Here is a 24,912-nt window from a genome sequence, read left to right as displayed (position 1 = left end):
CTCGATGCTGGACGGTGCCGCCCGGCTGAAGCAGCTGTTCAAGGAGGTCGAGCGGCTGGGGCAGACCCACGTCGCGATGACCGACCACGGCAACATGTACGGCGCGGCCGAGTTCCACAAGCAGGCCACCGCCGCGGGCATCACCCCGGTGATCGGCATCGAGGCGTACGTCGCGCCGGAGGCCCGGACCAACACCAAGCGCGTGCTCTGGGGCCAGCCGCACCAGAAGCGCGACGACGTCTCGGCGTCCGGCGCCTACACCCACAAGACCATCTGGGCCCGGAACAAGGAGGGCCTGCACAACCTCTTCAAGCTGACCTCGCGCTCGTACGCCGAGGGCTGGCTGGTGAAGTGGCCCCGGATGGACAAGGAGATCATCTCCGAGCACGCGGCGGGCCTGATGGCCACCACCGGCTGCCCCTCCGGCGAGGTCCAGACCCGGCTGCGGCTCGGCCAGTTCGACGAGGCGCTGAAGTCCGCCGCCGACTACCAGGAGATCTTCGGCCGGGAGAACTACTTCCTGGAGCTGATGGACCACGGCCTGGACATCGAGAAGCGGGTCCGCGACGGGCTGATCGAGATCAGCCGGAAGCTGAACATCCCGCCGGTGGTCACCAACGACTCGCACTACACCACCGAGTCCGACGCCGGCGCCCACGACCTGCTGCTCTGCGTGCAGACCGGCAAGAACCTCTCGGACCCGGACCGCTTCCGCTTCGACGGCACCGGCTACTACATCAAGTCGGCCGCCGAGATGTACGCGCTGGACTCCTCGGACGCCTGGCAGGAGGGCTGCCGCAACAGCCAGCTGCTGGTCGCCTCGCGGGTCGACACCGAGGGCATGTTCGAGTTCAAGAACCTCATGCCGCGCTTCCCGATCCCGGAGGGCTACGCGTCCGAGGCGGACTACTTCAAGGCCCAGGTGTGGGCGGGCCTGGACTGGCGCTTCCCGAACGGGTACGACGACGAGCACCGGAAGCTCGCCGAGTACGAGATGGACACCATCATCCAGATGGGGTTCCCGGCGTACTTCCTCGTGGTCGCCGACTTCATCATGTGGGCGAAGAGCCAGGGCATCGCGGTGGGCCCCGGCCGCGGCTCGGCGGCCGGCTCGCTGGTCGCCTACGCGATGGGCATCACCGACCTCGACCCGATCCCGCACGGCCTGATCTTCGAGCGGTTCCTCAACCCCGAGCGCATCTCGATGCCCGACGTCGACATCGACTTCGACGAGCGCCGGCGCGGTGACGTGATCCGGTACGTGACCGAGAAGTGGGGCTCCGACAAGGTCGCCATGATCGTCACGTACGGCACCATCAAGGCGAAGGCCGCCATCAAGGACTCCTCACGCGTCCTCGGCTACCCCTACGCGATGGGCGACCGGATCACCAAGGCGATGCCGCCGGACGTCATGGGCAAGGGCATCCCGCTCTCCGGCATCACCGACTCCTCGCACCCGCGCTACGGCGAGGCCGGGGAGATCCGCGGGCTCTACGAGAACGACCCGGACGTCCGAAAGGTGATCGACACCGCGCGCGGCATCGAGGGCCTGATCCGCCAGCCCGGGGTGCACGCGGCCGGCGTCATCATGTCCGCCGAGCCGCTCACCGACCACATCCCGGTCTGGACGCGGCACACCGACGGCGTCACCATCACGCAGTTCGACTACCCCACCTGCGAGGGCCTCGGCCTTCTCAAGATGGACTTCCTCGGCCTGCGGAACCTGACGATCATGGACGACGCCGTCAAGGCGATCGAGAAGAACAAGGGCATCTCGATCAACCTGCTCGACCTGCCGCTGGACGACCGGCCGACCTACGAACTGCTGGCCCGCGGCGACACGCTCGGCGTCTTCCAGCTCGACGGCGGGCCGATGCGCTCGCTGCTGCGCCTGATGAAGCCCGACAACTTCGAGGACATCTCCGCCGTCCTGGCGCTGTACCGGCCCGGCCCGATGGGCGTCAACTCGCACACCAACTACGCGCTGCGCAAGAACGGCCAGCAGGAGATCACCCCGATCCACCCGGAGCTGGCGAAGCCCCTGGAGGAGATCCTCAAGCCGACCTACGGCCTGATCGTCTACCAGGAGCAGGTGCAGAAGGCCGCGCAGATCCTGGCCGGCTACTCGCTCGGCCAGGCCGACCTGCTGCGCCGGGCGATGGGCAAGAAGAAGAAGGAGATCCTGGAGGCGGAGTTCGTCCCCTTCCAGCGCGGCTGCCGCGAGCACGGCTACTCGGACGCGGCGATCCAGGCGGTGTGGGACGTGCTCGTCCCCTTCTCCGGCTACGCGTTCAACAAGGCGCACACCGCCGGCTACGGGCTGGTCTCGTACTGGACGGCCTACCTCAAGGCCAACTACCCGGCCGAGTACATGTCCGGCCTGCTGACCTCGGTCAAGGACGACAAGGACAAGTCGGCGGTCTACCTCAACGAGGCCCGGAAGATGGGCATCAACGTGCTCCCGCCGGACGTCAACGAGTCGGACGCGGACTTCACCCCGCACGGGGACACCCTCGTCCGGTTCGGCCTGACCGCGATCCGCAACGTCGGCGGGCCGGTCGTCGACTCGATGATCCGGACCCGGAAGGCGAAGGGGAAGTTCTCCTCGTTCCCCGACTTCCTGGAGAAGGTGGAGTCGGTGGTCTGCAACAAGCGGACCGTCGAATCCCTCATCAAGGCGGGCTCGTTCGACTCGCTCGGGCACACCCGCAAGGGCCTCACCGCGCAGTTCGAGCCGATGATCGACAACGTCGTCGGCGTCAAGCGCAAGGAGGCCGAGGGGCAGTTCGACCTCTTCGGCGGCGACGCCGTCAGTGACGAGCCGAGCTTCGGCCTGGACGTGGTCTTCTCCGAGGAGGAGTGGGACAAGTCCTTCCTGCTCACCCAGGAACGGGAGATGCTCGGCCTGTACGTCTCCTCGCATCCGCTGCACGGCATCGAGCACCTCCTCGCCGACAAGGCGGACTGCGCGGTGGCCGACCTCGCCGACCGGCCGGACGGCACCATCGTCACCATCGGCGGCATCATCTCGGGCCTCCAGCGGAAGATGACCAAGCAGGGCAACGCCTGGGCCATCGCCACCGTGGAGGACCTGGCGGGCTCGATCGACTGCATGTTCTTCCCCGCCAGCTACCAGCTGGTCTCCTCCCAACTCGTCGAGGACTCCGTGGTGTTCGTCCGCGGCAAGCTGGACAAGCGGGAGGACGTGCCGCGGCTGATGGGCATGGAGCTGCTGGTGCCGGACCTCTCGAACGTCGCCGCCCAGCTGCCGATCACCCTGACGATCGCCGAGAGCCGGCTCAGCCCGGCGGTGGTGGCCCGGCTCGGTGAGGTGCTGGCCCACCACAAGGGGAGCACCGAGGTGCACGTCCACCTCCGGCGGGAGAACAGCACCGTCGTGCTGCGGCTCGACCGGCACCGGGTGAAGTCGGACCCGGCGCTGTTCGGGGACCTCAAGCAGTTGCTCGGGCCGAGCTGCCTGGCGGTCTGACCCGCGCCGGCTGCCGCAGCGCGCCGGCTGCCGCAGCGCGGCGGCACTGCGGCGGCGCGGCTCAGGGCGTGCCGCCGCCGAGGCCCGGCGGCACCGCCGTGTGGAGGGCGGAGACGAAGGCGGAGACCGCCGGGTGCGAGCCCGCGCCCGCGCGGAAGGCGGCCCGGGTGCGCCGGTACATCGGCAGCCGGGTCAGCACGACGCCGGGCGGCGGCCGCTCGGTGCCCAACTGGGGGACGAGCGCCACGCCCTGGCCCGCCGCGACGAGCGCCAGCACGGTGGTGAAGTCGTCGATCTGGTGCCGGATCCGGGGCGCGTAACCGGCGCTCTCGCAGGCCCGGACGGCCATGCTGTGGCAGAGCGTGCCGCGTGGCGCCATGATCCACGGCGCGGAGCGCTGCTCGGCGATCGTGCCGGGTGCCAGGGCGGCCAGGTACATCGGCTCGGTGAAGACCGGGCGGGTCACCGCCAGGCCCGGCTCCGGTTCGGCCGGCACCAGGTCGTACTCGTGCAGCAGCGCGACGTCGAGCTCGCCCGCGCGCAGCGCCGCCGCCACGGCCGCCGGATCCACCTCGGTGACCATCGGCTCCAGGCCGGGGTGCCAGCCGGCCAGTTCGGCCAGCACCGCCGGGATGACCGACCGGGCCGCCGACGGGTAGCTGCCGATCCGCAGTGGACCGGCCAACCCCCGCCGGGCGTTGGCGAGTTCGGCGCCCGCCTGTTCCAGCCGCTCCAGCACGGCCTCGGCGTGCCGGACGAGGTTCAGCCCCGCGGGGGTGAGGGCGACCCGCCGGCCGGTGCGCTCCAGCAGCGGGACACCGGCCTCCTTCTCCAGCACGGACAGCTGCTGGGAGACCGCCGAAGGGCTGAAGGAGAGCGCCTCGGCGACGGCGGCGATGGTGCCGAGGTGGGCGAGTTCGCGCAGCAGGCGCAGGCGTCGGACATCGAGCATCGGCTCAGCTTACGAGAAGCGTCGGAAACGTGAACTGGACCTGCGGGGTCGGCGGGCCGCAGGATCGCGACCATGGAACTCAAGGGCATTCACGTCCCGCTGGTCACCCCCTTCGCCGAGGACGGCTCGGTGGCCCTGGACGCGCTGGAGAAGCTGGCCGGCGCACTGCTGGACGACGGCGCGGCCGGCCTGGTGGCGCTCGGCACCACCGGCGAACCCGCCGTGCTGAGCGCCGGCGAGCGGCGCGCGGTGGTCGAGGTCTGCGCGGCCGTCTGTGCGGCGCGCGGCGCGCTGCTGACGGTCGGCGCGGGCGGCCCGGACACCCGGGCGACCGCCGAGGAGCTGGCCGGGCTGCGCGACCGGGTGCCGGGGGCGGCGGCCGCACTCGTCACCGTGCCCTCCTTCGTCCGGCCGGGCGAGGCGGGCACGGTCGCGCACTTCCGGGCGCTGGCGGCGGCGAGCTCCGTGCCGCTGGTCGTCTACCACATCCCCTACCGGACGGGGCAGCAGCTGTCGGGCGGCACGCTGCTGGAGCTGGCCGCCGTGCCGGGTGTGGTGGGCGTCAAGTACGCGACCGGCGGGCTCGACGAGGCGGTCGTGGAGCTGCTCGCCCGCCGGCCCGCGGACTTCGCGGTGCTGGCCGGGGAGGACGCCTTCCTGTCGCCGATGCTGGCGCTCGGCGGCGCCGGCGGCATCCTGGCCTCGGCGCACCTGGCGACCGCCCGTTACGTCGAACTGGCCGCCGCCTGGGAGCGCGGGGACGCCGCCCGGGCCCGCGAACTCGGCCACCGGCTGGCCGAGCTGGCGACGGCCGCCTTCGCCGCGCCCAACCCGGCCGTGGTGAAGGGCGTGCTGCACGCCCAGGGCCGGATCCCCACCCCGGACGTCCGGCTGCCGCTGCTGCCGGCCGGCCCGGCGGAGGTGGCCCGGGCCCTCGAACTCGCCAGTGGTCTGGACCAGTAGCTCTCACACCGTGGAATACCAGGTCGCCCGGCCCCGGTCACAAGGCATGATGGGCGGAGTGCGGCTGTGACCAGCAACATCAAGAGGAGTAGTCGGAATGAAGATCGGCATTGTGGGTGCCACCGGCCAGGTCGGCGGCGTGGTGCGCGAGATCCTGGCGGAGCGCAACGTCGCGGTGGAGCAGCTGCGGCTGTTCGCCTCGGCCCGTTCGGCCGGACGCACGCTGCCCTGGCAGGGCACCGAGGTCACCGTCGAGGACGCGGCCACGGCCGACTTCACCGGCCTGGACATCGTGATCTTCTCGGCCGGCGGCTCCACCTCCAAGGCCCTCGCCCCGAAGGCCGCCGCCGCCGGTGCGGTCGTCATCGACAACTCCTCCGCCTGGCGCCGTGACCCCGACGTCCCGCTGGTCGTCTCCGAGGTCAACCCGGAGGCGATCGCCGACCGCCCCAAGGGCATCATCGCCAACCCGAACTGCACCACCATGGCCGCCATGCCGGTGCTGCGCCCGCTGCACGAGGAGGCCGGCCTCGCCGCGCTGGTCGTCGCCACCTACCAGGCCGTCTCCGGCAGTGGTGTGGCCGGCGTCGCCGAGCTGCAGGACCAGGCCGCCAAGGTCGTGGACGGCGCCTCCGCGCTCGCCCACGACGGCTCGGCCGTGGAGTTCCCCGAGCCCAAGGTCTACCAGCGCCCGATCGCCTTCAACGTGGTGCCGCTGGCCGGCTCCATCGTCGAGGACGGCTCCAACGAGACCGACGAGGAGCAGAAGCTCCGCCACGAGAGCCGCAAGATCCTCGGCATCCCGGAGCTGAAGGTCGCCGGCACCTGCGTGCGCGTCCCGGTCTTCTCCGGCCACTCGCTGCAGATCAACGCCCGCTTCGAGCGCCCGATCAGCCCCGAGCGCGCGGCCGAGCTGCTCGCCGGCGCCCCCGGCGTCGAGCTGAGCGACATCCCCACCCCGCTCCAGGCCGCCGGCCGGGACCCGAGCTACGTCGGCCGCATCCGGGCCGACGAGACGGTCGAGCACGGCCTGTCGCTGTTCGTCTCCAACGACAACCTGCGCAAGGGCGCCGCGCTCAACGCCGTCCAGCTCGCCGAGCTGGTCGCCGCCGAGCTGAAGGGCTGACCGGCCCCGCTCCGCACCCGGCGGGCCCCGTCCACACGGACGGGGCCCGCCGTGCTTTCCGGGCCCCGGAGCCCCGCTCCGCCTGTTGCCGGACCGCGACATCCGCCGAGGTTCGGCGCGCGAACCAGGGGTAAAGGTGACCCAACGATCGGGCGGCCACGGGCACCCCTCACCCCGCGAGGGCCCGACGCCGGGCGTACCGCGCCCACCCGGTACCGCCGGTTCGGACGGCGCCGGACTGCGAGGGCGAGCGAAAAGAGGTGCGCGATGGACCGCTGTGTCGTCCTGGTGGACGCCGGATACCTGCTGGGCGCCGCCGCCAGCCTGCTCGCCGGGGATCCCTCCCGCTCCCGGATCACCGTCGACCACACGGCCATGATCACCGCCCTGCGCGAGCGCGCCGAGGCCGAGACCGGCCTGCCGCTGCTGCGGATCTACTGGTTCGACGCCGCTCCCGACCGCCGCCCGATGCCCGAGCACCGCCGGCTCCGCGTGCTGCCCCGGGTCACCGTCCGGCTCGGCGCCCTCACCCGGGCCGAGGGCCGCTGGGTGCAGAAGGGCGTGGACGCCGCGATGCACGCGGAGCTCTCCGAACTCGCCCGCAACCGGGCCTGCTCCGACGTCGTGCTGATCACCGGCGACGGGGACCTCCTGCCCGGCATGATGTCCGCCAAGGAACACGGCGTCGTCGTGCACCTCTGGGCGCTGCAGGCCGCCGACGGCGACTTCAACCAGTCCGAGGACCTCGTCGGCGAGGCCGACGAGCGGCGGGTGCTCGACCGCGAGTGGATCGAGGGCTCGTTCAGCCTGCGCGAGACCTCCGCCGTCTTCCCCGCCCCCGGGCCGCGGCACGAGATCGCCAAGATCCTCGCCGCCCCGCCCGCCGGCCTGCCCGGGGGCGTCCCGGCCGCCGCCGTCCGGTCCGTCGCGCCCGGGCCGGCCGCCGTCCCGGTCGCCAACGGGCACGCCGCGCCCGCCGCCACCGCCCTCAAGGTCGTCCCGACCCCCAAGGACCTCGCCGGGCGGGCCGTCGCCCCGCCGCCCGCCGCCGCCCACCACCCGACCGGCCCGGTGCTGCGCTGGTCGTCCGACCGCGGCTGGGTCGAGCGGCCGGCCGCCGACCAGGCCGTCACCGCCGGCGACACGCTGCCCACGCTCGCCCAGCTCACCACCGCCGAGCAGCGCTGGGCCGACCGCGAGGAGGACATCACCTCCATCGGCGGCGACGCCCACGAGGTCGGCCAGGTCTTCGCCCGCCGCTGGACCGACCGGCTCGGCGACGTCGAGCGCCTCACCCTGCTCTGGCCCGACTACCCGCGCATCCCGCACCGGGTCGACGGCGAGCTGCTCCGGTACGCCGCCCGGTTCGGGCTGCTCGCGCACAAGGACGACCAGATCGACGAGCACGACCGGTACGCCATCCGGGCCGGCTTCTGGAAGGAGCTGGCCGGCCGCGTGCCCGGCGGCGACCTGGTGGTGGACGACTGACGGCGGCGGCCGCCGCCGCACGCACCGCCACCCGCCGGCCCCCCGGCCGGGCACCGCGGCGGCCCGCCCCCGGCGCCCGCCGCCGGTGCGGCGCGCGCACCGGTTGCGGGGGATCGGGCCCCCTTGTCCGGTTCGCGGGCTTCACCGCGTAGAGTCTTCGCTCGTGAGCGAGGGCAGCGAGTGAACCGCGGTGAGACGCGCGCCGGCGGGACGGGCGGGCAGGCTCCCGAGGAGCCTCCGCCGTGCTGCGCCGTGCGCGACCTGGTCAAGACGTACCGCTCCGGACGCGGCGGCCCGATCGCCCCGATCAGGGCCAACGACGGCATCAGCCTGACCGTCCGGCAGGGGGAGATCTTCGGGCTGCTCGGGCCCAACGGGGCGGGAAAGTCCACCCTCGTCCGCCAGCTCACCGGCCTGCTGCGCCCCGACTCCGGCTCCGTCGACATCCTCGGCCACGACGTCGTCCGGCACCCCGAGCGGGCCGCCCGGCTGCTCGGCTACCTCGGCCAGGAGTCCACCGCGCTGGACGAGCTGACCGTCGCGCTCGCCGCCGAGACCACCGGCCGGCTGCGCGGCCTCACCCGGGCGCAGGCCCGCAGTGCCGCCGCCGACGTGCTCACCGAGCTGGCCCTGGAGCCGCTCGCCCACCGGCCGCTCGCCAAGCTCTCCGGCGGCCAGCGCCGGCTCGCCTGCTTCGCCGCCACCCTGGTCGGCGACCGGCCGCTCCTCGTGCTGGACGAGCCGACCACCGGCATGGACCCGCTCGCCCGGCGCGCCGTCTGGACGGCCGTCGAACGCCGCCGCGCCGATCGGCGGACCACCGTCCTGCTGGTCACCCACAACGTGATCGAGGCCGAGACGGTGCTGGACCGGGTCGCGGTGGTGGACGAGGGCCGGGTGATCGCCTGCGACACGCCCGGCGGGCTCAAGGCCATGGTCGACGGCGACGTCCGGCTCGACCTGGTCTGGCGGGACGAGGCGCCGCTCGCGGTGCCCGCCGTCGCGGCCCTGGCGGAGCGGGCCGAGCGCACCGGCCGGCGCTGGACCGTGCGCACCACCCCCGAACAGGCCCGGGAGCTGGTCGCCGCCGTCACCACCGGGCCGGCGTTCGCCGCCCTGGACGACTTCACCCTGGCCACCCCGAGCCTTGAGGACGCCTACCTCAAGCTGGGCGGCCGCCATGGAGGACTGGCCAAGTGACGCTGCTCTCCGCGCCGCCGCTCTCCGCCGGACCGGCGCAGACCGGGCCCGCGCCACTGGCCCCCGCCGCCCGGCTGCTGCCCGCGCTGGCCGCCGTCTACCGGGCGCAGCTGGCCCGGGCCAAGGTGGCCCGCATCCCGCTGCTGTTCGTGGCCACCTTCCAGTCGCTCGGCATCCTGGTGATGATGCGCGGCGTCGTCGACCCCGGGCAGACCTCGGCCGCGCGCTCGGTGGTGGCCGGCTCCAGCGTGCTGGTGGTCGCCTTCGTCGCGCTCAACCTGCTCGCCCAGTACTTCGGCCGGCTGCGGGCCACCGGCGGTCTCGACCACTACGCGACCCTGCCCGTCCCGGCGGCCTCGGTGGTGCTCGGCGCGGCCGCCGCGTACGCCTCGTTCACGCTGCCCGGCACGCTGGTGACCGCCGCCGCCGGCGCGGTGATGTTCGGACTGCCGCTGGGGCAGCTCTGGGTGCTGCTCGCGGTCGTGCCGCTGGCCGGTGCGGCGCTCTCCGGGCTCGGCGCGGCCTGCGGGCTGCTCGCGCCCAAGCAGGAGATCGCCACCATGCTCGGGCAGCTCGGCATGTCGGCGGCGCTGCTGCTCGGCGTGCTCCCGGTCGACCACCTGCCGCAGCCGGTGCTCTGGCTGCGGGACCTGCTGCCCTCCACCTACGGGGTCGAGGCCTTCGCCCGGACCTTCGCGCCGGACCCGGACTGGGCGGCGGTGGCGGGGGACCTCGCGGTCTGCGCCGGGGTCGGCGTGGTGTCGCTGGCCGTCGCCACCTGGGCGTACCGGCGGGCCACCACCCGGTAGCGGCGCGCCGCGGCCGCGGCGGGCGGCAGCCCCGGGGCCGCGGAGGGCCGGCGTCCGCTCCCCGGGTGGCGGGGCCGTCCGGGCGGCTGTCGTGAAACGATGGGCCCGTGACCGTACCGAACACACCTCCGGATCCTCTGCGCGCCGCTGCGGGCACCGACGCGGACACCGCGGGCCAGGGCCCGGGTGCCGCCCCGAACCCGTACGCGCCGCCGGCCGGGCACACCGGGGACACCCCGCCGCTGCCGGCCGGCGTGCTCTCCGGCCCGGAGCGGCGGCCCGTGGCGGAGCGGCTGCGGCCCGAGCTGAAGGCCGGGGCGGTCACGGTGCTGGTCTGCCTGCTGCTGGGCCTGGCGATGGCCGGGCTCTGGGCGTGGCTGGCACCGAAGGTGCCGCTGGTGGTCGACGGCAACAAGATCCTCTACGGGGACCCGGAGGGCGAGCAGCGGGCCGGCGCCGACAGCGTCTTCGTGCTGATCGGGCTGGGCATGGGCATCCTGACCGCGCTCGGGGCCTTCCTGCTCTCCCGCCGCCGGGGCGGCGGCATCGCGATCGCGATCGGCCTCGCGGTCGGCGGTCTGCTGGCCTCGATCGGCGCCTGGGAGCTGGGCCGGCGGCTCGGCCCGAGCAGCGACCTGGTCGCGGAGGCCCGGCGGGTCGGCAACGGCGGGCACTTCAGCGCGGACATCGATCTCGGCGCGTACGGCGCCCTGCTGGCCTGGCCGATGGCGGCGATGGTGGTCCTGCTGGCCCTCTCGGCGGCGTTCGGCAAGCGCGAGGAGGACCCGCCCCCGTACTGGGCCGGGCCGTACGGCGTCCCGCAGGGGGCCTCCCCGGCCGCGGACGCGCAGCAGCACGGACAGCAGCAGCACGGACAGCAGCCGGACGGACAGCAGCAGTACGGACAGCCCGTCGCGGACGCACACCCGGTCGCGGACGCGCAGCACCGGCCCGGCGGGCTGCCGCCGGAGGACCACCGGCCCTGACCGACGGGCCCTGACCGACGGGCCCTGACGGGTGCCCGCGTCGGTGCGGGTCAGCGCCCGATCGGGGCGGTGCCGGCCCGGGTGAGGGCGACCAGGTCGGCGGGGGAGAGCTCGACCTCCAGGCCGCGCCGGCCGGCCGAGACGTAGACCGTGGGGTGCGCCAGGGCGCTGTCGTCCACCACGGTGCGCAGCGGACGGCGCTGGCCGAGCGGGGAGATCCCGCCGAGGACGTAGCCGCTGCTGCGCTCGGCGGCGGCCGGGTCGGCCATCACGGCGCGCTTGCCGCCGACCGCGGCGGCGAGCGCCTTGAGGTCGAGCTGTCCGGACACCGGGACGACGCCGACGGTGAGGACGCCGTCGACGTCGGCGACCAGCGTCTTGAACACCCGCTCCGCCGGGACGCCGAGCGCCTCCGCGGCCTCGCCGCCGTACGAGGCGGCGGCCGGATCGTGCGCGTAGGCGTGCACGGTGAACGGGACGGCGGCGTGCTCCAGGGCCACCGTGGCGGGGGTGCCCCGGCCGCCCTGTTTCGGCTTCCTGGCCATGCCGGCGGTCTCCTGGGGGCGTCGTGGGCGGGGCCGGTCGGGGGTGTCCGGCGGGTCAGTTCGGGCTGAACGACTGGCGGGTCAGTTCGACCGCCGGGAGTGAGGGCAGCCAGCTCAGCACGGCCGTCTCGCGGCGCAGCAGCTCCAGCTCGGCCCGGAGCCGCTGCGCGGTGTCGGGGCAGGCCAGCAGCGACTGCTTGACCGGCGTCTCGAACACCGAGGCGGCGGCCACCAGGTAGGAGAGCACCTGCGGGTCGTCCGGGAGGTCCTGGCGGCCGACGGTGCTGGCCTCGCGGGCGCCGGCCAGCCGCTTCTGGTACGCGCGGAACGCCCGCTCGACCCCGGCGGCCAGCGCGCCCGCGCCCTCGCCGGGCTGCTCCTCGATCGGCTCGATCTCACCGGTCAGGTACGGACCGCCGGTGTCCACCGAGCGGAGCCGGAACCGGGTGGTGCCCGTGACCAGCAGCTCGAACCGGCCGTCCGGCTGTTCCTGGGCGGAGGTCACGTCCGCCACGCAGCCGATGTGGTGCAGGGCCTCCAGCGGGTCGCCGGTGGCCGTCCCGAGGCCGTCCAGGGGCCCGGCCGGGCCGTTCTCGGGGCGGACGGGCGCGACCTCGCGACCGTCCTTGATCGCCAGCACGCCGAACCGGCGCGGCTCGTCCTCGGGGAGGGCGAGCAGATCGCCCAGCAGCCGTCGGTAACGCTCCTCGAAGACGTTCAGGGGCAGCACCAGGCCCGGGTAGAGCACGGTGTTCAGCGGGAAGAGCGGCAGCCGTTCTGTCACGGCGCACAGCGTAGTTCCCCGGACGCCCGGAATGCCCCGGGGTTATCCGCGCTGGAGCGTCCGGGTGGCGCCGGCGGCGACGGTGGTGGCCAGCACCCAGCCGACGATCACCAGGCCCGCGGAGACCCACCGGGCGGAGCCGGCCGGGTTCCAGCCCTGCTGGCCGAGGTCGACCAGCGGCAGCAACTGGCCCAGCGCGTACAGCACCGGATCCCAGTGGGGCCGTTCGTCGGCCTTCAGCGCCTCCGGCGGGTGGGCGGCGAAGTAGGAGCTGCCGAGCGCCCAGGCGAGCAGCAGCCAGAGCGCGGCCCGGCCGGGGCGGAACCCGTAGCCGACGGTGACGTCCTGGATCCGGCCCCAGAGCCGGGCCGGCAGCGGCAGGGTCTGCCGGCGGCGGCGCTGCTTGGCGTAGAGCACCTCGCGCGCGTCGTCGTCGGCGCCGTCGCGGCGCAGGGCGGCGGCCAGCTGCTCGTAGGCCTCGGGCTGGAAGTCGACCGAGGAGGACTCCAGCCAGGCGATCCGCTGCCGGATCCCGAACGGTGCGGCCGGGCGCAGGCACTCGTAGGTGAAGCCGGTCAGGCCGAGGCGGCCGTCCCGCGGCCAGGAGTCGGGGAAGTCCACCAGGTTGCCGACCCGGGCCCGGGAGAGCGAGACGCCGCCGCCGGCCGGGAACCGGCAGGTGAAGCGGAGCTCCGGGGTGTGCAGGCGGCTCAGCGACAGCTCCTCGCCGGGGCCGAGGTGGAACTCGGCGTCCGAGAGCAGGCAGGCGGCCTCGAACCGGGCGTCGGAGAGCCGGACCTTGCCGTGGGCCCGGAACGGCGTGCTGGGCGCCCCGGCGGGCGGGACCTCGCCGTAGCCGGAGCCGTAGTAGGTCTGCGACCCGTACCAGCCGCCGTCCGCCGAGCCGGAGAGGTAGAGCGTGTGGCCGACGGTGATCCGGACGAGGTTGAGGGCGCTGCGGTTCTCCGGGACGGCGTGCAGCTGGGCGCCGCGCAGCGAGAGCCGGCCGCCGATCCGCGCCGTCCGCATGCTGACCTCGCCGTGCGTCTCCAGCCGGTCGGCCTCGAAGTCCTGGTTGACGGCCATGCCGTCGGCGGACAGGGCCCGGCCGAACCGGTCGCCGCCCAGGACGGCCTGGTTGAGCAGCAGGTCGGTGCCTATGCGGGCGTCGGTGAGCCGCACGCCCTGCGGGACCCGGCAGCGGGCCAGGTGCAGGTCGCCGGAGGTGGCGAGGCGGGAGGCCTCGATCCGGGGGACGAGGCAGTTGACCAGGCGCAGCGTGCCGGCCTCGGCCTCGGACAGCAGGACCTTCTGGTCGAACCGGCAGTCGTGCAGTTCGACGTAGTGCCGGATGGTGCCGCCGGCCAGCCGCAGCGGGCCGGCGACCAGGACCCCGGTCAGCTTGAGCGAGGCGACCCGGCCGGGGACGGCGGCGGGCCCGTCCAGCAGCAGCCGGGACAGCACCTCGGCGCGCACCGTCCGCCCGGGCCCCCACTCGGCGTCGCCGAACGGGTCGTCCAGCGCGGCGTCGCCGGTCCGCAGGTCGTGGATCCGGCCGTGCCGGAACGCCTCCCACAGGCTCTGCTCCACCGGCGTCCAGCCGTCCGGTGCCCGCTCCGCCATCGTTCCCCCGTCTCCCCCGGTCGTCTCGCCTTTCGTATCACGGACTGAAATGCGGGGCCGCCGGTTCCGGCCACTCCTTACACTGGGTGGCGTGATCTCTCGAATCGACCTCCGCGGCTCGCTGAGCGACCCGCGTGACCTGCTGCCCCGTGCCGAGTTCGACGTCGCGGCCGCCCTGGAGACGGTGCGGCCGATCGCCGAGGACGTCCACCATCGCGGGGTCGCGGCGCTGATCGAGATCACCGAACGCTTCGACGGCGTGCGGCTGGAGTCCACCCGGGTCCCCGCCGAGCAGATCGCCGAGGCCCTGGAGACGCTCGACCCGAAGGTGCGCGCCGCACTGGAGGAGTCGATCCGCCGCGCCCGGCTGGTCCACGCCGACCAGCGCCGCGAGGGCCACACCACCCAGGTGGTGCCGGGCGGCACCGTCACCCAGCGCTGGGTGCCGGTCGACCGGGTCGGCCTGTACGTGCCGGGCGGCCTGGCCGTCTACCCGTCCTCCGTGGTGATGAACGTGGTGCCCGCCCAGGAGGCCGGCGTCGCCGGGATCGCCGTCACCTCGCCGCCGCAGAAGGCCTTCGGCGGCCGGGTGCACCCGACCATCCTGGCGGCCTGCGCGCTGCTCGGCGTCTCCGAGGTGTACTCCGTCGGCGGGGCCCAGGCGGTCGCGATGTTCGCCCTCGGCACCGAGGAGTGCGAGCCGGTGAACATGGTCACCGGCCCGGGCAACATCTACGTCGCCGCCGCCAAGCGCTACTTCGCCGGCCGGATCGGCATCGACTCCGAGGCCGGGCCGACCGAGATCGCCGTCCTCGCGGACGACAGCGCCGACCCGGTGGACGTCGCCGCCGACCTGATCAGCCAGGCCGAGCACGGCCCGACCTCGGGCTCGGTGCTCGTCACCGACTCGGCCGAACTGGCCGACGCGGTGGAGGCCGAGCTCAAGGTGCAGGCCGCCCGCACCCGGCACAGCGAGCGGGTGGCCGAGGCGCTGGGCGGCCGGCAGTCCGGCATCATCCTGGTCGACGACCTCGACCAGGGCCTGGTCGTCGTCAACGCCTACGCCGCCGAGCACCTGGAGATCCAGACCCGGGACGCGCGCGCCGTCTCCGCCCGGGTCCGCAACGCGGGCGCGATCTTCATCGGCCGGTACACCCCGGTCTCGCTGGGCGACTACGCGGCCGGCTCCAACCACGTGCTGCCGACCGGCGGCTGCGCCTGCCACTCCGCCGGGCTCTCCGTGCAGACCTTCCTGCGCGGTGTGCAGGTCGTCGAGTACGACCGCGAGGCGCTGGCCGGCGTCGCCGCGCACGTCGTCAACCTCGCCGAGGCCGAGGACCTGCCCGGCCACGGCGACGCGATCAAGGTTCGTTTCGTCGGAGACGAACAAATCTGGCACAGCGTCGGAGACGAACAAATCCGGCACAGCGTGGGAGACGAACAGAACTGGCACAGCGACTGGACGGTATCCGGCACGTGAGCACGATCGACTCCCTCCCCGTCCGTGACGAACTGCGCGGACAGTCCCCGTACGGTGCGCCGCAGCTGGACGTCCCCGTCCAGCTGAACACCAACGAGAACCCGTACCAGCTGCCCGAGGAGCTGGTGGCCCGGATCGCCGAGCGCGTCGCCGAGGCCGCCCGCCACCTCAACCGCTACCCCGACCGGGACGCGGTCGAGCTGCGCACCGGCCTGGCCGAGTACCTGACGACGACCACCGGCTTCGCCCGCACCCGCGAGCAGGTCTGGGCCGCCAACGGCTCCAACGAGATCCTGCAGCAGCTGCTGCAGACCTTCGGCGGGCCCGGCCGCACCGCGATCGGCTTCGAGCCCTCGTACTCGATGCACGCCCTGATCTCCCGGGGCACCGGCACCGGCTGGATCTCCGGTCCGCGCAACGACGACTTCACCATCGACGTGGACGCCGCCGTCGCGGCGATCGCCGAGCAGCGCCCGAACGTCGTGTTCGTCTGCTCGCCGAACAACCCGACCGGCACCGCCGTCGCGGCCGACACCGTGCTGCGGCTGTACGAGGCCGCGCAGGCCGCCCGGCCCAGCCTGGTGGTCGTGGACGAGGCGTACGTCGAGTTCTCGCACCGCGCCTCGCTGCTGCCGCTGCTGGAGGGCCGCCCCAACCTGGTCGTCAGCCGCACCATGTCCAAGGCCTTCGGCGCGGCCGGCCTGCGCCTGGGCTACCTCGCCGCCGACGCGGCCGTGGTGGACGCGGTGCAGCTCGTCCGGCTGCCGTACCACCTGTCGGCCGTCACCCAGGCCACCGCACTGGCCTGCCTGGAGCACACCGACACGCTGCTCGGCTACGTCGGCCGGCTCAAGGCCGAGCGCGACCGGCTGGTCGCCGCCCTGCGCGGGATGGGTCTGGAGGTGACCGACTCGGACGCCAACTTCGTCCAGTTCGGCCGCTTCGAGGACACCCACGCCGTCTGGCAGGCCATCCTCGACCGCGGCGTCCTCGTCCGGGACAACGGTGTCCCGGGCCGGTTGCGCGTCACCGCCGGCACCCCGGCGGAGAACGACGCCTTCCTGGCCGCCGTCGCCACTGTGATCAAGGAGCTGTAACCCCGTATGTCCCGTATCGGACGCATCGAGCGCACCACCAAGGAGACTTCGGTCCTGGTCGAGATCGACCTCGACGGAGCCGGCCGGACCGACATCTCCACGGGCGTCGGGTTCTACGACCACATGCTCGACCAGCTCGGCCGCCACGGCCTCTTCGACCTCACCGTGAAGACCGACGGCGACCTGCACATCGACACCCACCACACCATCGAGGACACCGCCCTCGCGCTCGGCGCCGCCTTCAAGCAGGCGCTCGGCGACAAGGTCGGCATCTACCGCTTCGGCAACTGCACGGTGCCGCTGGACGAGTCGCTCGCCCAGGTCACCGTCGACCTCTCCGGCCGCCCCTACCTGGTGCACACCGAGCCGGAGCACATGGCGCCGATGATCGGCAGCTACGACACCACCATGACCCGGCACATACTGGAGTCCTTCGTGGCCCAGGCGCAGGTCGCCCTGCACGTCCACGTACCCTACGGACGCAACGCCCACCACATCGTGGAGTGCCAGTTCAAGGCGCTCGCGCGGGCGCTGCGCTACGCCGCCGAGCGCGACCCGCGCGCGGCCGGCATCCTCCCGTCGACCAAGGGTGCGCTGTGAGCAAGGCCGCTGTTGTCCTCATCTTCGCCGGGCTCTTCCTGGCCGGCGGAGTGATCTCGTTCTGGAAGCAGAAGATCCCGAAGGGCGTCATCGTCGTCCTCGCCCTCGGGTCGGTGCTCTGCCTGACCTCCGGCGTGATGCGCCTCTAGGGCCGCCGAGCGAGCCCCGAGACCGCCGAAGACCAACAGACATGGACACCTGAACATGGGCAAGAACGTCGTCGTACTCGACTACGGGTCGGGCAACCTCCGCTCCGCGCAGCGCGCCGTCGAGCGGACCGGCGCGACCGTCACCGTCACGTCCGACTTCGACGCCGCGATGGAGGCGGACGGCCTGCTCGTCCCCGGCGTCGGGGCCTTCGAGGCCTGCATGCGCGGACTGAAGGCCGCCCGCGGGGACTGGATCATCGGCCGGCGGCTCGCCGGCGGCCGCCCGGTCATGGGCATCTGCGTCGGGATGCAGATCCTCTTCGAGAAGGGGGTCGAGCACGGCGTGGAGACGGCCGGCTGCGACGAGTGGCCGGGCAGCGTCGAACCGCTGGACGCGCCGGTCGTCCCGCACATGGGCTGGAACACCGTGGAAGCCCCCGCGGAGAGCCGGATGTTCGCCGGCCTCGACGCCGACACCCGCTTCTACTTCGTGCACTCCTACGCGGTGCGCAACTGGGAGCTGGAGGTGCACAGCGCGCGGATCAACCCGCCGCTGGTCACCTGGGCCACCCACGGGCAGCCGTTCGTCGCGGCCGTCGAGAACGGCCCGCTCTGGGCCACCCAGTTCCACCCCGAGAAGTCCGGCGACGCCGGCGCCGCCCTGCTGACCAACTGGGTCAACACCCTCTGACGATCTGAGAGTTGCAACGATGAGCCGCCTCGAACTGCTGCCCGCCGTCGACGTCCGGGACGGCCAGGCCGTGCGCCTGGTCAAGGGCGCCTCCGGCACCGAGACCTCCTTCGGCGAGCCGCTCGCCGCCGCCCTCGCCTGGCAGAACGCCGGCGCCGAGTGGCTCCACCTGGTCGACCTCGACGCCGCCTTCGGCACGGGCAGCAACCGCGACCTGCTCCGCGAGGTCACCGGCGCGCTGGACATCAAGGTCGAGCTGTCCGGCGGCATCCGCGACGACGAGTCGCTGGCCGCCGCGCTCGCCACCGGCTGCACCCGGGTCAACCTGGGCACCGCCGCCCTGGAGAGCCCCGAGTGGGTCGCCAAGGTCATCGCCGAGCACGGCGACAAGATCGCCGTCGGCCTGGACGTGGTCGGCACCACCCTGCGCGGCCGCGGCTGGACCCGCGACGGCGGCCAGCTCTTCGACGTGCTGGCCCGCCTGGACGCCGAGGGCTGCGCCCGCTACGTCGTCACCGACGTCAACCGGGACGGCACCCTGACCGGCCCCAACCTGCAGCTGCTGCGCGACGTCTGCGCCGCCACCGACAAGCCGGTCGTCGCCTCCGGCGGCGTCTCCTCGCTGGACGACCTGCGGGCCATCGCCACGCTGGTCGGCGAGGGAGTCGAGGGCGCCATCGTCGGCAAGGCACTCTACGAGCAGAAGTTCACCCTCGAAGAGGCGTTGGAGGCGGTTTCGGGATGACGGAGCGTCGGATCGTACGCGGCCGGGTCGGCGGATTCTCCTCCTGGGAGGAGAGCTTCGGCGCCTCGCAGGCGGTCGCCGCGGGCGACCACGTCCACGTGGCGGGCGCCCGGCCGCTGGTCGACGGCACCCTGATCGGCGAGGGCGACCCGTACGAGCAGGCGCGTGCCGCGCTGGGCAACGGCCTGGCGGCCCTGGCCGCGTACGGTCTGACGGCGGACGACGTCGTCCGCACCCGCGTCTACCTCACCCACGTCCGCGACGTCGACGCGGCGGGCCGCGCCCACCAGGAGGTCTTCGGCGCGGTGCGCCCGGCCGCCGCGGTCGTGGTGGTCCAGGGCCTGGTCGACTCCCGGATGCTCGTCGAGATCGAGCTCGACGCCTACCGCGCCGGACTCGCCGCAACACTGGAAGGCAATCAGCCGTGACCCTCGCCGTACGAGTCATCCCCTGTCTGGACGTCGATGCCGGCCGGGTGGTCAAGGGCGTCAACTTCCAGAACCTGCGCGATGCGGGCGACCCGGTCGAGATGGCCAAGCTCTACGACGCCGAGGGCGCCGACGAGCTGACCTTCCTCGACATCACCGCCTCCTCCGGTGACCGCGAGACCACCTACGACGTGGTGCGCCGCACCGCCGAGCAGGTCTTCATCCCGCTCACCGTCGGCGGCGGCATCCGTGCCGTCGAGGACGTCGACAAGCTGCTCCGCGCCGGCGCCGACAAGGTCGGCGTCAACACCGCGGCGATCGCCCGGCCGGAGCTGGTCCGCGAGATCGCGCAGCGCTTCGGCCGCCAGGTGCTGGTGCTCTCGGTGGACGCCCGGCGCTGCCCGGAGGGCACCGAAACCGCGTCCGGTTTCGAGGTCACCACGCACGGCGGCCGCCGGGGTACCGGCCTGGACGCCGTCGAGTGGGCCGGCCGGGCGGCCGAGCTGGGCGCGGGCGAGATCCTGCTCAACTCGATGGACGCCGACGGCACCAAGGACGGCTACGACCTGGAGCTGATCCGGGCCGTGCGCAAGGCCGTCTCCGTCCCGGTGATCGCCTCCGGCGGGGCCGGGCGGCTCGCCGACTTCGCCCCGGCGGTGGAGGCCGGCGCGGACGCGGTGCTCGCCGCCAGCGTCTTCCACTTCGGCGACCTGCGGATCGGCGAGGTCAAGAACGCGCTGCGCGAGGCCGGGCACCCCGTCCGCTGACCGGGCGCCCCGGCGGACCACGGGGCCGGCCCACCGCTGCGGTGGGCCGGCCCCGTGGGTTCAGCTCTGCTGCGGGTCGCCCTTGATCAGGGCGAACGGTGCGCCGAACGGGTCGGCCAGCCAGGCGATCCGGCCGACGTTCTGGACGTCCTCGGCGCCCATCAGCACCTTGCCGCCGGCCCGCTCCGCCCGGCCGACCAGCTCGTCCACCACCCCGGTCGCGAAGTACGGCGTCCAGGACGGCGGTTCGGCCTCGGCCATGACCGGCGCGATGCCGCCGAAGGAGGTGGCCTGCTGGTCGCCGTCGGCGGGGGAGAGCACCAGGTAGCTCATCCCCGGCGCCGGGAACTTCTCCGAGCGCCAGCCGAAGACCGTGGCGTAGAAGGCCGCGCCGGCCTCCTGGTCAGGGGTGTGCAGCTCGGCCCAGACCAGCGCGTTGTCGGTGGAGACGGCGTCCAGGCCGATGGTGGTGCCGGACTGCCAGACCGCGAACCGGGCACCCTGCGGGTCGGTCAGCTGGGCCATCCGCCCGGCCTGCATGACGTCGAACGGCTCGACCCGGACCTCGCCGCCCGCGGCCCGGACGGCCCGCGCGGTGGCCTCCGCGTCGGGCGTCCGGAAGTACGTCGTCCAGGCGGACTGCGCGCCCTCCTCGGTGAGCGCGCCGACCGCGGCCACGGTCCGGCCGTCGGCCTGCAGGAAGCCGTAGCCGCCGGCCTCGGGGCCGAGCGCCTGGAAGGTCCAGCCGAACACCGCGCCGTAGAAGGCGGCGGCCGCGGCCGGGTCCGGGCTGCCCAGGTCGAGCCAGCAGGGCGAGCCTTGGGGGAAGTCGGTGGTGAGCATGGGTGGTGCCCCTTCGACGGAACAGGACGGCCGGGCGGGTTCGCGGAGGCGCGGACGCGCTCCGCCCCGGCCACCTGCGAGTCTGCACCCCGCCACCGCCGCCCGCAGCCGGGACGCGGCCGCGGGGGCCGTCAGGCCCGCGCGGGCGGCAGCGGGAGCACGTGCCGCAGCGCGGCGAGCGCGTCCGGCGGGCCGTCCACGGCCAGCTCCGTGCGCTCGCCGCGCCCGTGGACGAACAGGATCAGCTCGGCCGGCTCGCCGGTGATCCGTACGGTGGGGGATCCCGCGGGGCCGACCGTCACGGCCGGCCCGTCCGGGCGGCGCAGTTCCAGCCGGACGGGGGAGCGGCGGCCCGCCTCCAGCCGGGCCAGCAGCGGCAGCCGGCGCCAGAGCGCCTCGGCCCGGCCCGGCGGCACCGCCTGCGGCTGCGGGTCGGCGCCCCCGCGGCGGACGTCCTCGGCGTGCACGAAGTACTCGACCGTGTTGGCCGCCTCGTCGGCGCCGGGGAGAGCGAACAGCGAGAACGGCGGCGGGCCGGAGCGGAACAGCCGCAGCAACTCCTCGTAGGGGCGCTCGGCGTACCCGCGCTGCACCCGGCCCGTCCAGCCGGCCAGCGGGCCGATCCGGATGCCCGCCGCGGCGTCCGGCCGGCGCTCCCGGAGCACCAGGTGGGCGGCGAGGTCCCGGGTGGACCACCCGGCGCAGAGGGTGGGGGCGTCCGGCCCGGCGGCGGCCAGGAGTTCGGCCAGACGGTGGCGCTCGGCGAGGGCGTGGTTCGGCATGGGCCAAGCCTAGGGCTTACCCCGGGCCGGGCCGGGCCGTGCCCGAGGCCCGTCGGCCGGCGGCGTGAAGTACCTCGCGGGGAAAGGACGTTCAGGGCTGCTTCAGGTGGCCGGTGAGCCTGGTGCCGCCCGGGTGGTTGCTGGCCGTCAGGGTGCAGGTGTAGTCCCGCCACCCCTGCTGGTAGAAGGCCGTCGACGGGCCGACCGGGTAGCCGTAGTACGGGCCGCCACCGCCCTGGCGGGCCTCCGCGGCCGCCTGCTGGTCCTTGCAGCCCTCCCGCATCGCCTTGCTGATCTGGCCGTCGCCGGTCAGCCCCTCGGGCAGCAGCAGGGTGGCGACCGACTCGCCGTCGTGCTCGCCCTCGCAGGGCCGGGCCTCCGGCTTGGTGACCGTCTTGTTCAGCTGCGGGTGGTCGAAGCAGGAGCCGACCGGGAAGAAGGTGTACGGCACCACCCTGGACGGGGTCGGCGTCGGTGTCGGCACGGGAGTCGGCGTCGGGCTCGGGGTGGTGGCGACCGGCGTGGGCGGCGGCGGCAGGGCGACCGGCTTCTTCTCCGGCCACAGCAGCAGGACGGCGACCACCGCGAGCAGCACGGCCAGCACGGCCGAGACGGCGAGGACCAGGCCCCGCGACGGGCGGGCGGTGCCTTCGGCCGGCCGCGCGGAGGCCGGCTGCGCGGAGGCCGGCTGCGCGGAGGCCGGCGGTTCGGTGGCCGGCTGCTCGGAGGTCATGGCCACGAGGATGGCCCAAGCCGGGGCCGTTCGGCAGCCGGTTGGCACAACTCGTACGAGCAGACCGGCCCGGGGCGGCCGGCCGCGGTCGGATAGGCTCGCCCCGGCACGGCACGATCCCAGGAGTAGGCGGATGCGCGTCGGAATCACCGGTCACCGGGGCCTGTCGGGTGGCATCACCGAGATGCTGGTCCGCGGAGACCTCTGGAAGCTGGTCACCACCTTCGGCCCGTACGAACTCGTCGGCGTCACCTGCGCCGACGAGGGCCCGGAGACGTGGTTCGCCGACTCCGTGACGGAGCACGGCGGAAAACTTGAGGTCATCGTCCCCGCCGGGGCGTCCGTCTTCGGCCGCGCCGACGACGGGCACCGCAGCACCCGGCTGCGGCTGATGAACGAGGCCAACGCCGTCCACCGGCTCGCCGCCGCCGAGCACGGCGGCCTCGGCGACGACACCGGGCGGGCCCTGGTCGGCATGATCGACGAGCTGATCGCCGTCTGGGACGGCGGGCCGGGCACCGAACCGGCCCGGGTGGCCGCACTGGCCCGGCAGGCCGGGCTCTACGTCCACCGGATCTGGCCGGACGGCTGCGAACGGCACGCCTGACCCGGCCGGGCCGCGATCCGGGCAGGGGGCCGGCGGGCCGGGCCGGGCTGACACAATGGCCCCATGCCGACCCCCAGCACGCCCGCCGCCCCGGGCTCCACCGCCCTCGACCCCGCGATCGCCGCCCGGCTCAAGCGCACCGGCGACGGCCTGCTCCCGGCCATCGCCCAGCAGTACGACACCGGCGAGGTGCTGATGCTCGGCTGGATGGACGACGAGGCGTTGCACCGCACCCTCACCACCGGCCGCTGCACCTACTGGAGCCGCAGCCGCAGCGAGTACTGGGTGAAGGGCGACACCTCCGGCCACGTCCAGGCGGTCAGGTCGGTCGCGCTGGACTGCGACGGGGACACCCTGCTGGTCAAGGTCGACCAGACCGGCGCCGCCTGCCACACCGGCGAGCGCACCTGCTTCGACGCCGACGTGCTCCCGCTCGCCTGACCGCCCCCTCTCACCCCTAAGGTGCCGCCCGCCATGGACCTCGAAGCCTTCCGCAAGCTCGCCGTCGACACCCGGGTCATCCCGGTCACCCGCAGGCTCCTCGCGGACGGCCTCACCCCGATCGGCCTGTACCGCAGCCTCGCGGGCGAGCGCCCCGGCACCTTCCTGCTGGAGTCCGCCGAGCAGGGCCGCAGCTGGTCCCGGTACTCCTTCGTCGGCGTCCGCAGCGCCGCGGTGCTCACCGCCGGCCCGGACGGCGACGCCCGCTGGCACGGCGCACCGCCGGTCGGCATCCCCACCACCGGCGACCCGCTCGACGTGCTGCGCGCCGCCCTGGAGGCGCTGCACACCCCGCGCGGCACCGACGACGGCCTCCCGCCGCTCACCGGCGGCCTGGTCGGCTACCTCGGCTACGACATCGTCCGCCGGCTGGAGAAGCTGCCCGACCTCAACCCGGACGACCTGTTGCTCCCCGAGCTGACCATGCTGCTCACCACCGACCTCGCCGTGCTGGACCACGCCGACGGCACGGTGCTGCTGATCGCCAACGCCGTCAACCACAACGACCTCGCCAGCGGCGTGGACGAGGCCTACGCCGACGCGGTGGCCCGGCTCGACGCGATGGAGACCGACCTGCTGAAGCCGGTCGACCCGGGGCTGGCCACCTTCACCCCGTCCGGCCCCGGCGAGGTCCGCTCGCCGTTCGGCGGCGCGCCCTACCGGGCGGCCGTCGAGGAGGTCAAGGAGCGGATCCGGGCGGGTGAGGCGTTCCAGGTCGTCCCCTCGCAGCGCTTCGAGGCGCCCTGCCCGGCCTCCGCGCTGGACGTCTACCGGGTGCTGCGCACCACCAACCCCAGCCCGTACATGTACCTGTTCCGCTTCCCCGGCCCGGACGGCGGCGCCGAGGGCGGCTTCGACGTGGTCGGCTCCAGCCCGGAGGCGCTGGTCAAGGTGACCGGCGGCGAGGCGATGCTGCACCCGATCGCCGGCACCCGGCACCGCGGCGCCACCCCGCACGAGGACGCCGGGCTGGCCGCCGAACTGCTCGCCGACCCGAAGGAGCGGGCCGAGCACCTGATGCTGGTCGACCTCGGCCGCAACGACCTCGGCCGGGTCTGCGAGCCGGGCAGCGTCGAGGTGGTCGACTTCATGCAGATCGAGCGGTACAGCCACGTCATGCACATCGTCTCGACCGTCACCGGCCGGGTGGCACCCGGGCGGACCGCCTTCGACGTGCTGACCGCCTGCTTCCCCGCCGGCACCCTGTCCGGCGCGCCGAAGCCGCGCGCGATGCGCATCATCGAGGAGCTGGAGCCCACCCGCCGCGGCCTGTACGGCGGCTGCGTCGGCTACCTGGACTTCGCGGGGGACTCCGACACCGCGATCGCCATCCGCACCGCGGTGCTGCGCGACGGCACCGCCTACGTCCAGGCCGGCGCGGGTGTGGTCGCCGACTCCGACCCGCACGGCGAGGACACCGAGTGCCGCAACAAGGCGGCCGCCGTCCTGCGGGCCGTGGCCACCGCGAATACGCTGCGCACGCCGGTGGTGTGAGCCGCCGCAGGAGGCGGGCCGGCCGCACC

The 24,912-nt window shown here is 74.0% G+C and carries 25 protein-coding genes; 18 read left to right on the top strand and 7 right to left on the bottom strand.

What is annotated here, in order from left to right:
* The first annotated feature begins 4 nt into the window (after positions 1–4).
* On the top strand, positions 5–3,490 hold the full coding sequence (gene dnaE / locus OH807_RS12630) for a DNA polymerase III subunit alpha (protein ID WP_406210942.1): 3,486 nt from the start codon (positions 5–7) through the stop codon (positions 3,488–3,490).
* A 61-nt stretch (positions 3,491–3,551) separates the two neighbouring features.
* On the opposite strand, the gene OH807_RS12625 is transcribed toward dnaE, so the two are convergent.
* The gene (locus OH807_RS12625; RefSeq protein ID WP_406197672.1) at positions 3,552–4,442 is read right to left on the bottom strand and encodes a LysR substrate-binding domain-containing protein; all 891 of its coding nucleotides are present in this window, start codon (positions 4,440–4,442) and stop codon (positions 3,552–3,554) included.
* A gap of 72 nt (positions 4,443–4,514) precedes the next feature.
* On the opposite strand from OH807_RS12625, the gene OH807_RS12620 reads away from it, so the two are divergent.
* The 6 genes from OH807_RS12620 to OH807_RS12595 all read left to right on the top strand — a co-directional run bounded on the left by OH807_RS12620 (position 4,515) and on the right by OH807_RS12595 (position 11,014).
* Positions 4,515–5,405: a dihydrodipicolinate synthase family protein gene (locus tag OH807_RS12620; protein ID WP_406197669.1), complete on the top strand. Its 891-nt coding sequence runs from the start codon at positions 4,515–4,517 to the stop codon at positions 5,403–5,405.
* A 97-nt stretch (positions 5,406–5,502) separates the two neighbouring features.
* Positions 5,503–6,531, top strand: a complete 1,029-nt coding sequence (locus tag OH807_RS12615) for an aspartate-semialdehyde dehydrogenase (RefSeq protein ID WP_406197666.1) — start codon at positions 5,503–5,505, stop codon at positions 6,529–6,531.
* Positions 6,532–6,798: 267 nt separating this feature from the next.
* Positions 6,799–8,019, top strand: coding sequence for an NYN domain-containing protein (locus OH807_RS12610; protein WP_406197663.1), 1,221 nt, complete (start codon positions 6,799–6,801; stop codon positions 8,017–8,019).
* Between the two features lie 252 nt (positions 8,020–8,271).
* The gene (locus OH807_RS12605) at positions 8,272–9,219 is read left to right on the top strand and encodes an ABC transporter ATP-binding protein (protein WP_406197660.1); all 948 of its coding nucleotides are present in this window, start codon (positions 8,272–8,274) and stop codon (positions 9,217–9,219) included.
* Positions 9,216–10,028 (top strand): ABC transporter permease, encoded by an 813-nt coding sequence (locus tag OH807_RS12600; protein ID WP_406197658.1) that lies wholly within the window; start codon positions 9,216–9,218, stop codon positions 10,026–10,028. Before OH807_RS12605 ends, OH807_RS12600 begins: the two co-directional genes overlap by 4 nt.
* 107 nt (positions 10,029–10,135) lie before the next feature.
* Positions 10,136–11,014, top strand: a complete 879-nt coding sequence (locus tag OH807_RS12595) for a hypothetical protein (RefSeq protein ID WP_406197655.1) — start codon at positions 10,136–10,138, stop codon at positions 11,012–11,014.
* A 50-nt stretch (positions 11,015–11,064) separates the two neighbouring features.
* Here OH807_RS12595 and ybaK read toward each other — a convergent pair whose 3' ends face one another.
* From ybaK to OH807_RS12580, 3 genes are read right to left on the bottom strand one after another with little or no spacing between them, the layout of a single operon-like run.
* Complete coding sequence (gene ybaK / locus OH807_RS12590) at positions 11,065–11,559, bottom strand: Cys-tRNA(Pro) deacylase (protein ID WP_406197653.1); 495 nt, start codon at positions 11,557–11,559, stop codon at positions 11,065–11,067.
* Between the two features lie 55 nt (positions 11,560–11,614).
* Entirely contained in the window at positions 11,615–12,343 is a 729-nt protein-coding gene (locus OH807_RS12585) for an LON peptidase substrate-binding domain-containing protein (protein ID WP_406197651.1), read from the bottom strand.
* A 42-nt stretch (positions 12,344–12,385) separates the two neighbouring features.
* On the bottom strand, positions 12,386–13,966 hold the full coding sequence (locus OH807_RS12580; RefSeq protein WP_406197649.1) for an oxidoreductase: 1,581 nt from the start codon (positions 13,964–13,966) through the stop codon (positions 12,386–12,388).
* Between the two features lie 91 nt (positions 13,967–14,057).
* Here OH807_RS12580 and hisD point away from each other — a divergent pair, with 91 nt between their 5' ends.
* From hisD to hisF, 8 genes are read left to right on the top strand one after another with little or no spacing between them, the layout of a single operon-like run.
* Positions 14,058–15,446 carry a histidinol dehydrogenase gene (hisD, locus tag OH807_RS12575; protein ID WP_406197647.1) on the top strand — a complete coding sequence of 463 codons (1,389 nt, stop codon included), beginning with the start codon at positions 14,058–14,060 and terminating at the stop codon, positions 15,444–15,446.
* The gene (locus tag OH807_RS12570; protein ID WP_406197645.1) at positions 15,443–16,543 is read left to right on the top strand and encodes a histidinol-phosphate transaminase; all 1,101 of its coding nucleotides are present in this window, start codon (positions 15,443–15,445) and stop codon (positions 16,541–16,543) included. The genes hisD and OH807_RS12570 overlap by 4 nt, the downstream gene beginning before the upstream one ends.
* 6 nt (positions 16,544–16,549) lie before the next feature.
* Positions 16,550–17,143, top strand: a complete 594-nt coding sequence (gene hisB / locus OH807_RS12565; RefSeq protein WP_406197643.1) for an imidazoleglycerol-phosphate dehydratase HisB — start codon at positions 16,550–16,552, stop codon at positions 17,141–17,143.
* Positions 17,140–17,292 carry a hypothetical protein gene (locus OH807_RS12560; RefSeq protein ID WP_406197641.1) on the top strand — a complete coding sequence of 51 codons (153 nt, stop codon included), beginning with the start codon at positions 17,140–17,142 and terminating at the stop codon, positions 17,290–17,292. Before hisB ends, OH807_RS12560 begins: the two co-directional genes overlap by 4 nt.
* Before the next feature lie 55 nt (positions 17,293–17,347).
* Positions 17,348–17,983, top strand: a complete 636-nt coding sequence (gene hisH / locus OH807_RS12555) for an imidazole glycerol phosphate synthase subunit HisH (protein ID WP_406197638.1) — start codon at positions 17,348–17,350, stop codon at positions 17,981–17,983.
* A gap of 19 nt (positions 17,984–18,002) precedes the next feature.
* The gene (gene priA / locus OH807_RS12550; RefSeq protein ID WP_148645547.1) at positions 18,003–18,728 is read left to right on the top strand and encodes a bifunctional 1-(5-phosphoribosyl)-5-((5-phosphoribosylamino)methylideneamino)imidazole-4-carboxamide isomerase/phosphoribosylanthranilate isomerase PriA; all 726 of its coding nucleotides are present in this window, start codon (positions 18,003–18,005) and stop codon (positions 18,726–18,728) included.
* Positions 18,725–19,156, top strand: coding sequence for a Rid family hydrolase (locus tag OH807_RS12545; protein ID WP_406197635.1), 432 nt, complete (start codon positions 18,725–18,727; stop codon positions 19,154–19,156). The genes priA and OH807_RS12545 overlap by 4 nt, the downstream gene beginning before the upstream one ends.
* Positions 19,153–19,923, top strand: a complete 771-nt coding sequence (gene hisF, locus OH807_RS12540; RefSeq protein WP_406197633.1) for an imidazole glycerol phosphate synthase subunit HisF — start codon at positions 19,153–19,155, stop codon at positions 19,921–19,923. Before OH807_RS12545 ends, hisF begins: the two co-directional genes overlap by 4 nt.
* Positions 19,924–19,983: 60 nt before the next feature.
* Here the strand turns inward: hisF and OH807_RS12535 are convergent, their stop codons facing one another.
* The 3 genes from OH807_RS12535 to OH807_RS12525 all read right to left on the bottom strand — a co-directional run bounded on the left by OH807_RS12535 (position 19,984) and on the right by OH807_RS12525 (position 22,281).
* Complete coding sequence (locus OH807_RS12535) at positions 19,984–20,766, bottom strand: VOC family protein (RefSeq protein ID WP_406197631.1); 783 nt, start codon at positions 20,764–20,766, stop codon at positions 19,984–19,986.
* A 131-nt stretch (positions 20,767–20,897) separates the two neighbouring features.
* Positions 20,898–21,548: a TIGR03085 family metal-binding protein gene (locus tag OH807_RS12530; RefSeq protein WP_406197629.1), complete on the bottom strand. Its 651-nt coding sequence runs from the start codon at positions 21,546–21,548 to the stop codon at positions 20,898–20,900.
* Positions 21,549–21,639: 91 nt separating this feature from the next.
* Positions 21,640–22,281 (bottom strand): hypothetical protein, encoded by a 642-nt coding sequence (locus OH807_RS12525; protein WP_406197627.1) that lies wholly within the window; start codon positions 22,279–22,281, stop codon positions 21,640–21,642.
* A 133-nt stretch (positions 22,282–22,414) separates the two neighbouring features.
* Here OH807_RS12525 and OH807_RS12520 point away from each other — a divergent pair, with 133 nt between their 5' ends.
* The 3 genes from OH807_RS12520 (at position 22,415) to OH807_RS12510 (ending at position 24,883) form a co-directional block, all read left to right on the top strand.
* Positions 22,415–22,888, top strand: a complete 474-nt coding sequence (locus OH807_RS12520; protein ID WP_406197626.1) for a hypothetical protein — start codon at positions 22,415–22,417, stop codon at positions 22,886–22,888.
* A gap of 63 nt (positions 22,889–22,951) precedes the next feature.
* Positions 22,952–23,329: a phosphoribosyl-AMP cyclohydrolase gene (gene hisI, locus OH807_RS12515; RefSeq protein WP_406197624.1), complete on the top strand. Its 378-nt coding sequence runs from the start codon at positions 22,952–22,954 to the stop codon at positions 23,327–23,329.
* A gap of 33 nt (positions 23,330–23,362) precedes the next feature.
* Positions 23,363–24,883: an anthranilate synthase component I gene (locus OH807_RS12510; RefSeq protein WP_406197622.1), complete on the top strand. Its 1,521-nt coding sequence runs from the start codon at positions 23,363–23,365 to the stop codon at positions 24,881–24,883.
* The last annotated feature ends 29 nt before the right edge of the window (positions 24,884–24,912 follow it).

The organism is Kitasatospora sp. NBC_01560 (assembly GCF_045208415.1).
GTDB lineage: Bacteria > Actinomycetota > Actinomycetes > Streptomycetales > Streptomycetaceae > Kitasatospora.
This window is presented reverse-complemented; position numbering and strand designations above follow the sequence as displayed.

What these genes read in the sequence shown, in the direction of transcription:
- OH807_RS12625 (WP_406197672.1), bottom strand. Translation starts at nt 4,442, where the DNA reads ATGCTCGATGTCCGACGCCTGCGCCTGCTGCGCGAACTCGCCCACCTC.
- OH807_RS12620 (WP_406197669.1), top strand. Translation starts at nt 4,515, where the DNA reads ATGGAACTCAAGGGCATTCACGTCCCGCTGGTCACCCCCTTCGCCGAG.
- hisI (WP_406197624.1), top strand. Translation starts at nt 22,952, where the DNA reads ATGCCGACCCCCAGCACGCCCGCCGCCCCGGGCTCCACCGCCCTCGAC.
- OH807_RS12545 (WP_406197635.1), top strand. Translation starts at nt 18,725, where the DNA reads ATGACGGAGCGTCGGATCGTACGCGGCCGGGTCGGCGGATTCTCCTCC.
- OH807_RS12615 (WP_406197666.1), top strand. Translation starts at nt 5,503, where the DNA reads ATGAAGATCGGCATTGTGGGTGCCACCGGCCAGGTCGGCGGCGTGGTG.
- dnaE (WP_406210942.1), top strand. Translation starts at nt 5, where the DNA reads ATGCTGGACGGTGCCGCCCGGCTGAAGCAGCTGTTCAAGGAGGTCGAG.
- ybaK (WP_406197653.1), bottom strand. Translation starts at nt 11,559, where the DNA reads ATGGCCAGGAAGCCGAAACAGGGCGGCCGGGGCACCCCCGCCACGGTG.
- OH807_RS12530 (WP_406197629.1), bottom strand. Translation starts at nt 21,548, where the DNA reads ATGCCGAACCACGCCCTCGCCGAGCGCCACCGTCTGGCCGAACTCCTG.
- OH807_RS12580 (WP_406197649.1), bottom strand. Translation starts at nt 13,966, where the DNA reads ATGGCGGAGCGGGCACCGGACGGCTGGACGCCGGTGGAGCAGAGCCTG.
- priA (WP_148645547.1), top strand. Translation starts at nt 18,003, where the DNA reads ATGAGCCGCCTCGAACTGCTGCCCGCCGTCGACGTCCGGGACGGCCAG.
- OH807_RS12510 (WP_406197622.1), top strand. Translation starts at nt 23,363, where the DNA reads ATGGACCTCGAAGCCTTCCGCAAGCTCGCCGTCGACACCCGGGTCATC.
- OH807_RS12525 (WP_406197627.1), bottom strand. Translation starts at nt 22,281, where the DNA reads ATGACCTCCGAGCAGCCGGCCACCGAACCGCCGGCCTCCGCGCAGCCG.
- hisB (WP_406197643.1), top strand. Translation starts at nt 16,550, where the DNA reads ATGTCCCGTATCGGACGCATCGAGCGCACCACCAAGGAGACTTCGGTC.
- OH807_RS12520 (WP_406197626.1), top strand. Translation starts at nt 22,415, where the DNA reads ATGCGCGTCGGAATCACCGGTCACCGGGGCCTGTCGGGTGGCATCACC.
- OH807_RS12535 (WP_406197631.1), bottom strand. Translation starts at nt 20,766, where the DNA reads ATGCTCACCACCGACTTCCCCCAAGGCTCGCCCTGCTGGCTCGACCTG.
- hisH (WP_406197638.1), top strand. Translation starts at nt 17,348, where the DNA reads ATGGGCAAGAACGTCGTCGTACTCGACTACGGGTCGGGCAACCTCCGC.
- OH807_RS12610 (WP_406197663.1), top strand. Translation starts at nt 6,799, where the DNA reads ATGGACCGCTGTGTCGTCCTGGTGGACGCCGGATACCTGCTGGGCGCC.